Source organism: Campylobacter concisus UNSWCS, assembly GCF_000466685.1.
In the GTDB taxonomy this organism is placed as follows: Bacteria; Campylobacterota; Campylobacteria; order Campylobacterales; family Campylobacteraceae; genus Campylobacter_A; species Campylobacter_A concisus_A.
Genome location: NZ_ANNG01000019.1, coordinates 53,005 through 68,143, shown reverse-complemented (window position 1 = coordinate 68,143; position 15,139 = coordinate 53,005). Strand labels below are relative to the sequence as shown.

The 15,139-nt window shown below is 39.7% G+C and carries 17 protein-coding genes; 5 read left to right on the top strand and 12 right to left on the bottom strand.

The genetic code is table 11. The features are described 5' to 3' along the window. The 6 genes from UNSWCS_RS05745 to lepA all read right to left on the bottom strand — a co-directional run. A partial coding sequence (locus UNSWCS_RS05745; protein WP_035143575.1) for a cache domain-containing protein occupies window positions 1-756 on the bottom strand: 756 nt, incomplete at its 3' end. Window positions 757-872: 116 nt separating this feature from the next. Further along, entirely contained in the window at window positions 873-1,442 is a 570-nt protein-coding gene (locus UNSWCS_RS05740) for a ComF family protein (protein ID WP_021087680.1), read from the bottom strand. Continuing rightward, a complete protein-coding gene (locus tag UNSWCS_RS05735) occupies window positions 1,442-2,002 on the bottom strand; it encodes a YajG family lipoprotein (protein WP_021087659.1) in 561 nt (186 codons plus the stop codon). The genes UNSWCS_RS05740 and UNSWCS_RS05735 overlap by 1 nt, the downstream gene beginning before the upstream one ends. 10 nt (window positions 2,003-2,012) lie before the next feature. After that, window positions 2,013-2,735 (bottom strand): membrane protein, encoded by a 723-nt coding sequence (locus UNSWCS_RS05730; RefSeq protein ID WP_012001473.1) that lies wholly within the window; start codon window positions 2,733-2,735, stop codon window positions 2,013-2,015. After that, window positions 2,729-2,959, bottom strand: coding sequence for a 2-hydroxymuconate tautomerase family protein (locus UNSWCS_RS05725; RefSeq protein ID WP_009294206.1), 231 nt, complete (start codon window positions 2,957-2,959; stop codon window positions 2,729-2,731). Before UNSWCS_RS05725 ends, UNSWCS_RS05730 begins: the two co-directional genes overlap by 7 nt. 334 nt (window positions 2,960-3,293) lie before the next feature. Further along, on the bottom strand, window positions 3,294-5,084 hold the full coding sequence (lepA, locus tag UNSWCS_RS05720; RefSeq protein ID WP_021087702.1) for a translation elongation factor 4: 1,791 nt from the start codon (window positions 5,082-5,084) through the stop codon (window positions 3,294-3,296). Window positions 5,085-5,219: 135 nt separating this feature from the next. Between lepA and UNSWCS_RS12690 the strand changes: the two genes are divergently transcribed. Then, window positions 5,220-8,447 carry an N-6 DNA methylase gene (locus UNSWCS_RS12690; RefSeq protein WP_021087673.1) on the top strand — a complete coding sequence of 1,076 codons (3,228 nt, stop codon included), beginning with the start codon at window positions 5,220-5,222 and terminating at the stop codon, window positions 8,445-8,447. Here the strand turns inward: UNSWCS_RS12690 and UNSWCS_RS05710 are convergent. Continuing rightward, window positions 8,444-9,367, bottom strand: coding sequence for a cation diffusion facilitator family transporter (locus UNSWCS_RS05710; protein WP_035143574.1), 924 nt, complete (start codon window positions 9,365-9,367; stop codon window positions 8,444-8,446). The genes UNSWCS_RS12690 and UNSWCS_RS05710 overlap by 4 nt on opposite strands. After that, window positions 9,354-10,226, bottom strand: a complete 873-nt coding sequence (locus tag UNSWCS_RS05705) for an ABC transporter six-transmembrane domain-containing protein (RefSeq protein WP_021087669.1) — start codon at window positions 10,224-10,226, stop codon at window positions 9,354-9,356. Before UNSWCS_RS05705 ends, UNSWCS_RS05710 begins: the two co-directional genes overlap by 14 nt. A gap of 163 nt (window positions 10,227-10,389) precedes the next feature. Between UNSWCS_RS05705 and UNSWCS_RS05700 the strand changes: the two genes are divergently transcribed. The 4 genes from UNSWCS_RS05700 to UNSWCS_RS05690 all read left to right on the top strand — a co-directional run bounded on the left by UNSWCS_RS05700 (window position 10,390) and on the right by UNSWCS_RS05690 (window position 11,929). Continuing rightward, the gene (locus tag UNSWCS_RS05700; protein WP_021087660.1) at window positions 10,390-10,764 is read left to right on the top strand and encodes a cupin domain-containing protein; all 375 of its coding nucleotides are present in this window, start codon (window positions 10,390-10,392) and stop codon (window positions 10,762-10,764) included. A 20-nt stretch (window positions 10,765-10,784) separates the two neighbouring features. Then, a complete protein-coding gene (locus UNSWCS_RS12500) occupies window positions 10,785-10,994 on the top strand; it encodes an NAD(P)H-binding protein (protein ID WP_320973604.1) in 210 nt (69 codons plus the stop codon). Between the two features lie 21 nt (window positions 10,995-11,015). Next, complete coding sequence (locus tag UNSWCS_RS12495) at window positions 11,016-11,312, top strand: Rrf2 family transcriptional regulator (RefSeq protein WP_235044390.1); 297 nt, start codon at window positions 11,016-11,018, stop codon at window positions 11,310-11,312. Between the two features lie 203 nt (window positions 11,313-11,515). Further along, the gene (locus tag UNSWCS_RS05690; protein ID WP_021087674.1) at window positions 11,516-11,929 is read left to right on the top strand and encodes an Rrf2 family transcriptional regulator; all 414 of its coding nucleotides are present in this window, start codon (window positions 11,516-11,518) and stop codon (window positions 11,927-11,929) included. 47 nt (window positions 11,930-11,976) lie between these two features. On the opposite strand, the gene UNSWCS_RS05685 is transcribed toward UNSWCS_RS05690, so the two are convergent. The 4 genes from UNSWCS_RS05685 to UNSWCS_RS05670 all read right to left on the bottom strand — a co-directional run bounded on the left by UNSWCS_RS05685 (window position 11,977) and on the right by UNSWCS_RS05670 (window position 15,108). Beyond that, on the bottom strand, window positions 11,977-13,002 hold the full coding sequence (locus UNSWCS_RS05685; RefSeq protein WP_021087690.1) for an aspartate-semialdehyde dehydrogenase: 1,026 nt from the start codon (window positions 13,000-13,002) through the stop codon (window positions 11,977-11,979). A 70-nt stretch (window positions 13,003-13,072) separates the two neighbouring features. Continuing rightward, window positions 13,073-14,227 carry a sigma-54-dependent transcriptional regulator gene (locus UNSWCS_RS05680; RefSeq protein ID WP_021087686.1) on the bottom strand — a complete coding sequence of 385 codons (1,155 nt, stop codon included), beginning with the start codon at window positions 14,225-14,227 and terminating at the stop codon, window positions 13,073-13,075. Between the two features lie 12 nt (window positions 14,228-14,239). Further along, a complete protein-coding gene (locus UNSWCS_RS05675; protein ID WP_021087692.1) occupies window positions 14,240-14,632 on the bottom strand; it encodes a hypothetical protein in 393 nt (130 codons plus the stop codon). Continuing rightward, window positions 14,608-15,108 (bottom strand): LPP20 family lipoprotein, encoded by a 501-nt coding sequence (locus UNSWCS_RS05670; RefSeq protein WP_021087651.1) that lies wholly within the window; start codon window positions 15,106-15,108, stop codon window positions 14,608-14,610. The genes UNSWCS_RS05675 and UNSWCS_RS05670 overlap by 25 nt, the downstream gene beginning before the upstream one ends. Between the last annotated feature and the right edge of the window lie 31 nt (window positions 15,109-15,139).

Sequence of the window (15,139 nt, the reverse complement as noted above, 5' to 3'; positions counted from 1 at the left end):
ATTATAAGTAAATGTTTTATCGCCATTTTTCTTATACTCGTTTGAGTAGTCATCAAGGATCTTCATAGCTTCACTAGAGTCTGAGAGCACAAGTTCTTTAATCCTAAAATGAACGATCTTTCTATGCTCTAGATCAAATAGTGCTATCGCGCTACTTGGAGTTGGCTTGATCTTGTCAAGCTCAGCATCAAGCTTGTCTAAAGCGATATCTCCACCAAAGACACCAATGACTTTGCCGTTAACTACTACCTTTTTAGCGATAGTTAAATTTAAGCCACCAGCCGAGCTAGTGTATGGAGCTGAGAAGATGATACCATCTTTTGCAACAGCGTCTTTATACCAGTTTCTAGTTCTTGCATCATAGTTTTTTTTCTGATCAAAAACCATAAATTTACGCTCATCGCCATCAAGCACAGCGTTATAAGCAGCACCATCTTCTGCATAAGCAAAGTAAAATTCAGAAAATTCAGTCGCTCGCGATCCTGTCATAAGCTCTTTTTTTAAAGCCTCTCTATCATCTAAAATTTCTGGATGCGACTCAAGATATTTGGCGAAATTTTCAACCGTCGCAACCTTATCATCAAAAAATGCATTCATATAAAACTGCAAAACTTTTGAAGCTGAAGTTTTAGACTCCTTTGCTAGATCATAAATATTCTCTTTGGTGTTTGTATAACTTACAGTAGAAAATACAGCCAAAGAGACAACTAAAAGCACTACGATGATAAGTGCTATTTTATTTGCCACTTTCTTCATTTGGTAAAACTCCTTGTTTAAATTAACTAAAACTATATCGGTAAAAAATAGCTTTAGTTAATAGCCAATTAATACTATTAAAGCATAAAATTTCAAGCTAAATTTTCATATAAAGCTTAGTTTCTAGCATCTGCTAAAACAAGCGCAAAAAGCACATCAACGCCTGCTTTTTGAAGCGTATCTCTAGCTTCTAATATCGTTGTGCCAGTGGTTACGATGTCATCGACTAATATGACTGGCGCCGTGATCTTTTTTAAAATTTTAAAATTTCTTGGATTGTTTTGTCTAAATTTAATATCCTTGCCGCTGTAGCTGACACTGCTTGTCGCATGCAGAGCGTGAAAGATGGGTTTAAGGTTCTTAGCACGAAGTTCATTTGCCAAAATGGCCGTATGCGAGTAGCCATGATGCACTCTATCATCTATTGGCAGAGCGTAAATTTGCTCTGGGAAGCTAAAGCTTTTAGCAAATTTCTTAAATGCAAATTTGGCTAAATTTTTATAGATAAAAAGTCCGTGCATTTGGTGCTTTGAGTGGATGAGCTCTTTGATCTCAGAGTAGCCGTAGAAGCTATAAATTTTAAAGCCCTCTAGCTCTCTTACCAAAGGGCTTGGCTCGCTTAAAATTTGCGAGCAGGTTTTACAAAATGTCTTTAGCGTAAAGCTCTTGCAAAACGCACAAAACATCAGCTATTTAAGATAGCGATCGCAGAGCGCTTAACAGCGTCATTAATGATGTCCGTTAAGAATGGCTTAAATGCTCCGCCAGTGCGAACTAGCTCAAATTTAGTTTGGTTGTTTGAGATATTTTTGATGATGCTTTGATCGCCTTTTTGGATTTTAAGAGTGATCTTTATCTTGCCCTTTGTGTTGTCGCTGTTATATCCGCTCATATTTGCTTCAAATTCGTTTATGAAAACTTCAACCACGACGCCACCCATGCCATTTACATTTGCGCCATGAGCTATGAGCTCTTTTTTAAGAGAATCGCCAAAATATGTCGCAAGGTCGTTTTGAAGCACGACGTATTCATCCACAGTGCCCTTATCATCAGTTATGGTTGCAATAGTGCTTTTGTTTTTGCGACTGTCATGCACTGCACTTATATAGACCTCAAAACCACTGTTTTGTTGATTTGAAACAATAGCCTTATAAGGATCAAACGCAAGCACCGTCTGAGTAGGAGCGCAACCGCTCAAAAATAGGACAAAAAGTCCAAAGATAGCTAGAAATTTAAATTTACTCATATTTTTCCTTTCAAAGTTTAGTGATCTCATCAGCCACTTTTATGGCAGCTTGCTTGACTAAAAGCGCGATAAAGAAGTCAAACTGACCGCTTCTTGACGCCTCAAGCTCCTCCACGTGGTGTCTAGTCGAGATAGGAATTCGTTTTTTGAAATTTATATCTGAAAGCACAAGCTCGCCATATAGATGCCCGTTTAAAATTTCAGAGCTTCTAGAGTAAGTGCCTCTAAGCTCGTCAAATCTAAAATCAAGCCTATATGTATAAGGCGATGTTTGTGTATCCACAACAACGATGCCGCGCGAATTTAGCTCACGTTTTAAAAACATATAAAAGAGCACTTCAAGGCGTGGATTTGAGTTAAAGACTACGCCGCTACCATCTTCTCTTGTATAGTAAATCGACCTTGCGCTGCTTCTAGCATCCACGATCCTATGAAAATATACCTTCTTTAGCCCGACATTTATGTCGATCATATTTTTTTCTAAGCAGCAGTTTATCGCCACGTCGCTTCTATACTTGACGCCATTTATAAAGACGCCATCGCCCCTGCCCCTGCAAGCGCTGCAGTCAGCTGGGATCCTCATAACCTCTTCAAAATAGGTCTTATCTTCGCTACTTATGCTTGCACTTTGCACGCCGTCTATGCCCTCACATGATAGACAAAGGCTAGCTTTTGCCACGCAGCCAGTTAGAAAGACGGCTGCAAAAATTGCTAATAATGTCGCTCTTAGCATTTCACTTCCTTTTGCTCTTTTTGTTTTTTGCGGAGATTTTTCACGCTCTCGCCTGCGATGCCGTAGTTGTTCGTGTCGATCTCATCGATAATGACAACGGTATTTTGAGCGCTTCTACCTAAAATTTCGCTTATTAGCTTTGTAACTCCACTTATCATCTTCTCTTTTTGCTCCACGCTTGGGCTATCACCCTCTTTTGTCACGCAAATTTTCACAAACGGCATAGCACTCCTTTTTGTAAATTTAGCACTTAAATTTTAATCAAAACCTATCCACCAAACAAGCTCCCAAATATGGCCGTATCGCAAAGTCAGACGAGGCGTGGGTAAAATTTACGATGGGAGTTACCATGGCAGGTAATGACCGAGTAAATTTTAACCACAACAAAGTATGACAAAGCGAGACTCCAAATGCGGACGTATCGCCACCTCGCAACAAGGCGAAATACTTTGTGATGATTTTGAAAGCTGTGACGTGAAATTTTGGTGCAGATAGAACATATAGTTCATCAAACCAAAATTTCACTAACTCTTTCAAAAGGGCACAAAAGATAAGCCGCTAGTCTATTTTTAGGACGGATAAAAACGCCTCCTGCGGCAAATTCACCTTACCAATGGCCTTCATCCGCTTCTTACCCTCTTTTTGCTTTTCTAGCAACTTCCTCTTACGCGTGATATCGCCGCCGTAGCACTTGGCTGTGACGTTTTTACCCATTGATTTTACGGTTTCTCGGGCGATTATTTTATTGCCGATGCTAGCTTGTATCGCCACCTCAAAGAGCTGACGTGGCACGATCTCTTTCATCGCCTTTACGAAGTCCCTACCCTTTGTCTGCGCCTTGCTCTCAGGCACGATGATAGAGAGCGCATCGACCGTCTCGCCGGCTACTTTGACATCAAGCTTCACTAGATCGCCCACGCGGTAGTCGCTCGGCTCGTAGTCAAAGCTCGCGTAGCCTTTGGTGCTTGACTTTAGCTTGTCGTAAAAGTCCATAACGATCTCATTCATCGGTATGTCATACTCGAGTAAAACGCGGTCAGTCGTGATGTAGTCCATCTTTGTTTGTATGCCGCGGCGGTTGTTTAAAAGCGTTATGATGTTGCCCAAAAACTCGCTTGGCGTGATGATAGTCGCTTTCACGTATGGCTCAAGGATCGAGTCTATTTTATTGACTGGTGGCAGCTGGCTTGGGTTTTGGATTTTTAAATTTAGCCCATCAGTTTGGATGACTTCATAAGTCACAGTTGGCGCTGTGGCGATGAGATCAAGATCAAACTCGCGCTCCAGCCTCTCTTTGACGACTTCCATGTGAAGAAGACCTAAAAAGCCAACCCTAAAGCCAAATCCAAGTGCGACCGAGGTCTCTGGCTCGTAGCTAATGGAGCTGTCATTTAGCTTTAACTTATCCAGCGCGTCACGCAGATCTTCAAATTTATCAGTTTCAATAGGATAAAGTCCCGCAAAAACAAACGGCTTAGCCCTCTCAAAGCCGCCAACTGGCTCTTTTAGGGGATTTCTTGACTGCGTTATTGTATCACCAACTTGCACGTCGCTAACGTTTTTAAGCCCCAAAACCACGATGCCAACCTCACCAGCGCTAAGCGTTTTGGTTTTGATCGGTGCTATAGGATTTGGATACATGAGGTCTAGCACGATATGTTTTTTGCCCGTGCCCATGACCAAAATTTCATCATTTTTTGAAATTTCACCATCATAAACACGCACAAGAGCAAGCGCGCCAAGGTAGTTGTCAAACCAACTATCGTAGATTAGCGCCTTTGTAGGCTTGCTTGCATCGCCATTTGGCGCAGGGATCCTCGTAATGATCGCTTCAAGCAGCTCCTTTATGCCAACGCCTGTTTTTGCGCTCACTTCGATCGCTCCTGAGCAGTCAAGTCCAATGATGTGCTCGATCTCGTCTTTTACCCTAGCAGGGTCAGCCGCTGGTAGGTCGATCTTGTTGATGACTGGGATGATCTCTAGGTTGTTTTCAAGCGCGATATAGACGTTTGCGATGGTTTGCGCTTCCACACCCTGGCTAGCATCCACGACAAGCAGAGCGCCCTCGCAGCTAGCTAGGCTACGGCTCACCTCGTAGCTAAAATCAACGTGTCCTGGGGTGTCTATCAAATTTAGAACAAAATTTTGCCCATTTAGTGCGTAGTTTAGGCGGACAGACTGGGCTTTGATCGTGATGCCACGCTCTTTTTCTATATCCATCGTGTCCATGATCTGTGAGCTCATCTCACGGTCACTTACGGCGCCACACTCCTGAATGAGACGATCAGCAAGCGTGCTTTTGCCGTGGTCGATGTGAGCTATGATGCTAAAGTTTCTAATGTTTTTCATATAAGCTTTACTTTTCCTGAGAATTTGGGCTTTATTTTGCCTAAAGTTGATTTAAAATTTGCATAATCTAATTTTAAACATTAAGTAAAAAATAGCTAAAATAACAATTTTAAAATAAAATCATGAAGGTTAAAAATGGCAATCCAAAGCGTAGAACCAAATGTGGCATATATGATAAATTCAGAGCTAAAATCATATAAACTTGATATTAAAATGGAACAAGAGAGCTTAAATAGTGAGATAGATAATGCCTTACAAGAATATGCCTCTAAGGGAGGTGGCAAAGGTGGCAACAAACCTGATGCTAAACTACTCTTACAAGATAAGAGCTTAAATTTTTATCCTGTCTTGATTGAATACAAAGGCTATGAAGATAGGTTAGAAAAACTAGACGCCGATGGCAATGTAGAAAATCGCACCACCAAAAATGAACCAAATTTTAAAAATATAAAAGAATACGCTGTAAATGGAGCGATCCACTATGCAAATGCTCTGCTTCACCACACAAGCTATACTGACATCATCGCCATTGGCGTTACTGGCTCTAAAGACAACAAAGGCAAACTTCAAACAAAAATCGGAGTCTATTATGTTTCAAAATCAAATTTAGGTATAGGTCAAAAAGTTGGTGACTTTAGCGACCTTTCATTTTTAAAAATATCAAATTTTGATGAATTTGCAAAAAGCCTAAAATATCTAAATTTATCATACGATGAACTTGAAAAGATAAAACAAAAGCGTGAAAAAGAGATTGACGCCAGCTTAGTAAAACTAAATAAGGATATTTATGAAAAAGGAATTGGTGAGAATGACAGAGTTTATCTTGTTGCAGCTTCGATCATCGCTACTCTTGGCATACCTGGTAAGGTTGCTCCACTTGAAAAACATGAACTAAAATCTTCACCAGAGCAAGGCAACACTGATGGTGAAATTTTAACGAGAAAGATAAAAGCATTTTTGGACTGTAAAAATATTCCAACAGACAAAAAAGATCTCATTATTCGCACACTATCAAACACAATCTTATCTGAAAATATCAATAAAGTAACAAACGGCGAGACACAGTTAAAACGATTATTTTCTAAAATAGTAGATGACCTAGGAATTTACTATAAAATCGGACTTACGACTGATTTTACTGGAAAACTATTTAACCAAATGTATTCATGGCTTGGTTTTTCTCAAGACAAGCAAAACGATGTAGTTCTCACTCCTTCATATGTTGCTACGCTTTTAGTACGCCTTGCACGAGTAAATAAAGATAGTTATGTTTGGGATTTTGCCACAGGCTCAGCTGGACTTTTGGTTGCTGCTATGAACGAAATGATAAAAGATGCTAAAGACAATATAAAATCACCTGAAGAATTTAAGCAAAAAGAGCTAAAGATAAAGGCAGAACAACTTTTAGGACTTGAAATTCTTCCATCTATTTATATGCTTGCAGTCTTAAACATGATAATGATGGGCGATGGAAGCTCCAACATCTTAAACAAGGATAGTTTAAGTGATTTTAGTGGCGAATATGGTTTTGGTAATGTTAAAGAAAAATTTCCTGCAACAGCTTTTGTGCTAAACCCACCTTATTCTGCACCTGGAAATGGCATGGTCTTTGTAGAGACTGCTTTAAGTATGATGAGTAAGGGTTATGCTGCAATCATTATACAAAATTCAGCAGGTAATGGTAAGGCAAAAGAGATAAATAAAAAAATTCTTGAACGAAATACCCTTGTTGCAAGTATTAAAATGCCAACTGACCTTTTCTTTGGTAAATCAAACGTGCAAACAAACATCTATGTTTTTAAAGTTGGTGAAAAACACGAAAAAGACGAAATGGTAAAATTTATCGACTTTTCAAAGGATGGCTACACACGCTCGAATCGCAAAAAAGCGAGTAATAATTTAAAAGATACAGACAATGCGAAAGAGCGTTATGATGAGCTTGTAAATTTGGTGAGGTTTGGTAAAAGCAAACTTATAATTTTTAGCGAAGACGAATACTATGAGGATACTATTGATCCAAATAACGGTGCTGACTGGAATAAATCTAGACCAGTCGATACTATACCAACTTTAATAGATTTTAAAAGAACCGTAGGTGACTATCTAAGCTGGGAAGTGTTGCAAATTCTTAAAAAGGAAAGTCCCAGTAAAAGAACTATCATCAGTCAACGAATTGCAAATTTAGAAAATGATTTTAAAGCGCATGGTGGAAAATTTAAAGAATATCGCATAGGTGATTTATTTGATGTTGAAAAAACTTGGATTTATGGCAAAAACAAAAATTATATAACACGATATGACAAACCAAATATTAACTCAGTTGCAGTTATAAGTGGAATTACTACAAATAATGGTGTAAATTATTATACAAATGACAAGTTGCCACAAAACGAGATATTTAAAGAATGTTTAACAATTTCAACTCGTGGTGAATATTCTGGAACTGTAACATATCATTCAGAAAAATTTGTTTTAGCAAATAATATTTTAGCTATGCCTATGCCAAATTGGTCTAAGCGTGCTCAACTTTTTATCGCTACAGCTATAAATGCGTTAAATTATGGAGGTTATTCTAATTATCCAAAAAAAGAAACATTAAAACAAGAAAAAGTTATTTTACCAACAAAAGGCGACAAGATAGATTTTTTATTTATGGAAAATTTTATTGAAGAGCTTGAACGAGAATATGTTAAAGAAAAAGAGCAAAAATATACAAAAAAATTTGACGCGTGTCTTGCGGTAACTGGACTTAAAAATTATGAATTAACTGATGCCGAAAAATCCGCCCTTACAAAATTCGATGAATTTAGCCGACGGGGGGGGGTAGCGAAGAAATTTAAAATTGGTGATTTGTTTTTGGTTGTTTCAAACCCACAACTCAACAAAGAAAGTTTTCATTTTAGCGATAATGGTGAATACCCATATTTTACGCGAACAGTTTTAAATAATGGAATAGCAGGTTATGTTGATTATTTAGATGAAAAACACAAAATTAACGGCAATTCGCTAGCTGTTGGGATGCTTGGAATGCAATTTTTCTATATGAAAAAGGATTTTTACGCAGGTCAATTTACGAAAACAATTTATCCGAAATTTGATAATTTTAATAAAGACATAGCTCAATATTTTATATGTTGGCTTAATAAAAAACAAAATTTTTATCAAAGTCACTTAGTTCGTGACTTTGAAAGATTATTTAATGAGACAAAAATTTTACTTCCAATAAGTGAAGATGGTAAGATTAACTACAAATTTATAAAAGATTTCATAAAAGCTATCGAAAAGCTAGTTATAAAAGACGTCGTGCTTTGGGCTGACAAAAAGATAGAAGCAACCAAAAAGGTCGTTAATAAAGCAGGTTAGTGATGATGTCCAAAATGCTCGTCTTTATGCGCGCTTTTTAGCTCGCAGATGAGATCGTCTTTATGTCCAAGGCTCTCGCTCTCAAACTGAAGCGTGACGTGACCGATGCCTGCGTGAGAAAGCTCGTGTTCGATGTGCTTTATCATCTTTGAAATTTCAGCCACGCTTAGCGCGTCATCCACCACCACGTGGGCTATGAGCGCATTTGTGCCAGCATTTATCGCCCAGATATGCAGGTCATGCACGATTTTAACGCCATCTACGCCCTTTATAACGCTTAAAATTTCATCCGTATCAAGCTTAAGCGGCACGGCTTCGATCAGGATATTAAAGCTATCTTTTAGCAAGCTAGCGCCACTTTTTATGATGAGTAGCGAGACAAAGATACTTGCGATGCTATCGGCCTGCGTGAAGTTAAATTTCATCACAAGAAGCGCCGCGACGATGGCGCCAACTGAGCCAAGTGTATCGCCAAGCACGTGCAAATAAGCACCTTTCATGTTTAAATTTTCTTTTGTATCAGCGCTTTTATGCATATAAATGGCTACGATCAAATTTACCACAAGCCCCAAAATACTAACAAAAAGCATTGTTCTAGCCTCTATCTCTGGCTCATTAAAAAGCCTTATGACAGCTTCGACTACGACAAAAACAGCAAGTGCGATAATAGCGATGGCGTTTATGAAAGCGGCGATGATCTCGACCCTTTTGTAGCCAAAGGTCTTTTGTAAATTTGCCCTTTTTTCTGCGATCTTAAAAGCAACCAGCGACAAAAATAGCGCGGCAGCGTCTGAGAGCATGTGAAATGCGTCGCTAATAAGCGCAAGCGAGTTTGAAACGAAGCCAAAAACGGCCTCAACTATCATAAACATGAAAATTAGAAAAAACGAATTTCTAAGAACGCTCTTATTGTGCATCATTATCCTTCTTTTGGGCGTCGATCCTCTTGCCGATATCTTTTAAATTTGAAAATTCCTCGATGAGCTTTGGCGAGTCGTCAAGGCTGATGACGAAATTCCATATATAGGTCATCACAGAGTAGATGCGGCCGGCATTTGTCTGCTGCGAGCTTAGCACTATTATCGCCACCAAAAAGAGCAGCGAAGCGCTAATGCCAATGATAAAATAGCTCATCGCCTCCCTATTTGAGATCGCTATACGAAATTTAGAAACGACGTCGTAGTGCCTATTTAGCGTGCTTTTATTAAAAACACCTATCACCTTTGCCTCTTTTTCTAGGCGGTCATTTAAGCGAAGATAAAGGTCGTCATTTTTCTTGATATATCTTGGTAAAAATATAAGAAAAAAGGTCATTACGGCAAAGCACGCCACAGCGACCTTTGGCTCGACAAAGATGAGCATAAACGCTGAGCCGATGATCGAAATGACCGATGTAAAAAACATAGGAAAATGCGTCTCAAAGAAATTTACAAACTCTCGCGAGAGCGCTACTCTGGCGATGATGGCGGAGTCGTCTTTGGCATTTTGTTTTTCATTCATGATGACATTTACAGCAAGCTTTGCGTAGATATTTGCAAAAACTTGCGTATCCACGCGGCGCCTAATGGCTCCTACAAGCCACGCTACGAGCACAAAAAGTGCGTAAATGAGGGCATTTAACGTATTTCCTTGCATGATTGCGTTGATCGCAAAGCCCGCAAATATCGGATAAGCAAGAAAAAGTCCGTTCTCTGCTAGCACCAAAGCAAAGGTCAAAATGAGCTTTTTGTTATGCTCGGTCGCTATGCTCTTTAGCGTTTTAAAGGCGTTATTTTGCAAATTTTAACTCCAAGTTATCATAAATTCTTCGTAAATTTTAGCATAAATTTGCAAATTTTGATAATTTTTAGTTGTAACTCTTGACATTACAACAAAAAATCACTATACTTCGCTCATCGGTTGTAAATAAAAATATTACAACACAAAAAACAAGGAGAATAAAATGAAAAATTATCAGGTTGCAAAGATCGCAAATGCGCCAAGAGTAGAGCTAAAAGAGGCTTTAAATTTAACTGGCTGTGAGGTATCTATAAACGAACTTCCAGCAAATGTGAGCGTGCCATTTGTCCATGCGCACAAGCAAAACGAGGAGCTTTACATCATCACTGATGGCGATGGCGAGCTTTTCATCGACGGCGAAGTGATAAAAGTAGGCAAAGGCGACGCGGTGCGCATAGATCCAGATGGTAAAAGGTGCTTTAAAGCTGGCAAAAATGGCATCAAAATGATCTGCATCCAGACAAAACGCGGTAGCCTAGAGCAATACACAATGACTGACGGCGTGATAGTTGATGACGTAAAGCCAAGCTGGCTGTAAATTTAAAAAGCAAAATTTAAATAGCAATCTTAGGCACAAACGGCAAAAGCGGCGTAAATTTAGTAAATGAGGCGCTAAAACAAGGTTACGACGTCACAGCGATCGTTAGAAACAAAGAGTATAAAAATACGAGCATAAAGGTCATTTATAAAGATATTTTTGAGCCTACAAAAGCTGATCTAACAGGCTTTGATACGGTTATCAGCGCATTTGCCGTTTGGTTGTTATAAACCTTCTTTTCTAACAAAAAAGTGGCCGCTCACCTAGTAAATTTACTAGAAGGCACTAACACAAGGCTCATCGTAGCTCTTGGCGCTGGCACATTATTTGTTGATAGCAAAGGCACTATGCTCATGGATACGCCAGACTTCCCATCGGCATATATGGGCGTGGCAAAGGCTACGGCGGAGTCATATTTTGAGCTAAAAGGTAGCACAAATGTGCTTTGGATGTATGTAAGTCCAGCAGGTGACTACGACGCAAACGGCGCTCGCACGGGCAAATACGTGCTTGGCGGGGATAATCTCATACTAAACTCAAAAAAATGAGAGCTACATAAGCTACGCAGACCTTGCGCTTGCGATCATTGATGAGCTAAAAAATAAGAAATTTATCCAAAAGCGCTTCACTGCAGTTGGCGAGAGAGCGTGAGTTTATAAATTTGACAGCTAGCAAAGGCTCGTAAGTCAAATTTAGCTGGCTGTCTTTGGCAGAAAATTTAAGTATAATCACGAAAAATTTAAGGACGATCATGCAAGTTGGCATTAAATTTTCAACTGCGATACACGCACTTTTATGTGCTAAATTTTTTGAAAACGAGAAGGTTACAAGCGAATTTATAGCTGGCAGCATAAACACAAACCCAGTTATCGTTAGGCGCCTGCTTGGCACTCTAAAGGCCGCAGGGCTCGTAAATGTAGTAGCTGGAGTTGGTGGAGTTAGCCTTGCAAAAGAGCCAAAGGACATAAATTTACTTGAAATTTTTAACGCAGTAAATGAGAAAGAAAAACTTTTTAAAATTCACTCTGACTCACCAAAAGCCTGCCCAGTTGGCGGCAGGATAGAGGAGCTTTTGTCTGGGCACTTTTTAAGAGCACAAACTGCCCTAGAAAATGAGCTAAAAAGTGTTACTTTGCAAGATTTATTAGACGAGCTTGCAAGATAAATTTAGGCTAGAGCTTGATCCTTTCTAGCCTAAAATAAATTTACAAACTACTCTTGCATCGTGATCCATTTTTGTGCGATCCTGACGGCATTTGTCGCAGCTCCCACGCGGATCTGATCGGCACTGCACCAAAGGTGAAGCACATTTGATCTAAAGTTATCAACCCTGATCCTGCCAACATAAGTCTCGTTTGTATCGCTTGAGATAGTAGGCATCGGATACTCTTTTTTAGCTGGATTATCGACTACAACGACGCTTGGAGCTTTGCTTAAAACCTCTCTTGCCGCATCTGCGCTCACGTCCTTATCAAAGTGGATAGTGATCGCCTCAGAGTGACTTCTAAGCACCGGCACACGCACGCAAGTAGCGCTCACTTCGATATCTTTGTGAAGGATTTTTTGCGTTTCATTGACCATTTTCATCTCTTCTTTTGTGTAGTCGTTATCCAAAAAAATATCGATGTGAGGGATTACATTTAGCGCTAGGCGGTGCGCAAAGACCTTTGGCTCGCACTCATCAAGCTTAAATTCAAAAAACTTTTGCATCTGCACAACAAGCTCTTCCATGCCCTCTTTACCAGCACCGCTTGCTGCTTGATAGGTAGAAACATCAACCCTGTTGATACCAAAAGCGTCGTTTAGTGGCTTTAAAATTTGCACCATTTGGATGGTTGAGCAGTTTGGATTTGCGATGATGCCGCGGTTTTTCCACATAGCGATGTCGCTTGGGTTACACTCAGGTACGACTAGTGGGATATCTTTATCCATCCTAAAATGGCTGGTGTTATCGATGACTACTGCACCGCTATCAGCTGCAAATTTAGCAAATTTCTCTGAAACTGAGCCGCCTGCGCTAAAAAATGCGATATCGATCTCATGCTCGCTAAAAACTTTCTCTGTTAGCTCTTTTACTTTGTAGTTTTTGCCTTTAAATTCTATCTCACTGCCAGCACTTTTGGCACTTGCAAGCGGCAAAAGCTCGCCAACTGGGAAATCAACCTCTTCCATAACTCTAAAAAGCTCTTCGCCGACCGCTCCTGTCGCACCAACGACTGCTACGTTAAATTTTCTCATCTGCTCTCCTTGTTTTCTTTTAATTTTCTTAATTTGCATAATTTTACTAGCCAAAAACTTAAATTTTTACCTATTTTTTACTTCTCGCCTGCAAAAATAGATCTTTTGGCAAAATTTCATCACCCTCGCTTAGTATCGCTGCACGCTGCACAACTGAGATGAGCTCTCTTATGTTGCCTGGATAGTCATAGCTCAAAAGCTCCTCTTTGGCTGCTTTTGAGAAATTTTTAGCCTCAAAGTCATACTCTTTGCAGCATTTTTCTAAAGCATCTTGTGCGATAGGCAAAATTTCATCTTTTCGCTCGCGAAGTGGCGGTATAAAAAGTGGGATCGTATTTAGGCGGTAGAAAAGATCTTCTCTAAACCTGCCCTCTTTCATCGCAAGCTCTAAATTTGCATTTGTAGCGCAGATGATGCGAACGTCTATCTTTTCGCTCTTTGTGGCGCCAAGCCTTGTTATCTCACGCTCTTGAAGCGCACGAAGCAGCTTTGGCTGTAAATTTATAGGCATCTCGCCGATCTCATCTAAAAATAGCGTTCCGCCATTTGCCAGCTCAAACTGCCCTTTTTTGGTAGTAGCTGCGTCGGTAAATGCGCCCTTTTCGAAGCCAAAAAGCTCACTTTCTATCAAATTTTCAGGGATCGCTGCCATATTTAAAGCGACAAATGCAGCATCTTTTCTAGGTGAGTTTGCGTGGATAAATTTAGCAAAGACCTCCTTGCCAACGCCGCTTTCGCCACTAAGCATAACAGAAGCGTCGGTTCTTGCGGCTTTTAGTGCGATATTTAGCGTGGTTTCAAGCGCCTTTGAGGTCGCTAAAAAGCCGTTATTTTCGCTTTTGCTTTCAACTTTTTTTATGCTTTTTGGAGTCTTTTGCTTTAGCGCTTCTACCCTTTTTATCGCCTCGTAAAGAGTCGAGACGTCAAATGGCTTTGTTAAAAAGTCCTTCACGCCAAGCCTAACGCTCTCGATCGCCTTGTTAAGTGTCGCGTTTCCAGTCATTATGATGACGTCAAATTTGCCATTTAGCTCTTTAATGAACTCGAGCCCGTCCATCTTTGGCATGTTTATATCGGTGATTATTAGATCAGTGTCGTCGCCTAGCTTTTTTAGAGCCTCAACTGCGCTCTTGTAGCTTTTGATATTTAGCTCGTTGTACTCGCCAAGTGCGATCTCAAGCGACTTTCGCATATTGATGTCATCTTCTACTATGACGATATTCATTTGATCTCTTTTTTATTGAAGTGTACCGATGATAGCGGATTTTGGCTTAAATTCCACCATAAATCTAACTGGTAAAATTTTCAAATTTGAAGCGTTTGAGATCTGTGCATTTTTGACATGAAGCTCATTTTTTATCATAACTTTTTTTAAGGCAAAGCAGTCAAATATCTCATCTTTATGTAAATATAAAAAGCCAAGTGTTGTGGTGTTTTCGTCTTTAAAAGCGTCTATCTGGCAAAGAAATTTTGGTTTTGGATTTGGCGAAAGGGTCATCGCCTTTGAAAATGAAATTTCCTCATGAGCGATAATATGATTTGTCGTATCGACCTTTGCCCAGAAGATAAACTCCTCCAGGCAAAAGGCGAAATTTAAAAGTATCGTTAGTAAGAAAAGACTTCTCGCCACTTATCTTCGTCTATCTTAAGCTCCATATTTACCTTATAAAGCCCGTCTTTGAAATTTTCACTTACGATCCTTGCGTTTTTGACAAGGCCTTGAACCTTTGAAGTGATAGATGAGTCGTTTAGCATCGCGTCTCTTACGGTGTCTTCAGCGTTGATCTTTACGCCATAAAGCTTGCCAGCAAGCTGCGAATAAGCATCAGCCATCGCCGCTCTTTTTGCAAGAGTAACCGACTGAGCGTACGAGAGCGAATTTAGCGGAGCTATCCCCTCGCCTGTGGCTCTAAATGTAGTCTCTCTTGGAGCGCTATCATATATCATCTTCTCTTTTTTCATCACCTCTCTAAGATCGTCTTTATCGACCTTTTGGATGACTACGTTGCGGTTTGATGTGCTAGTTGGCTCGCCCATAAAGCCGTTAAATGAGCAACCGCCAAAAATAGCAACCATCAAAGCAAAAGATAAAATTTTAACCTTCATAAACAACCTTTTTTATGCTTTTATTTAAAAT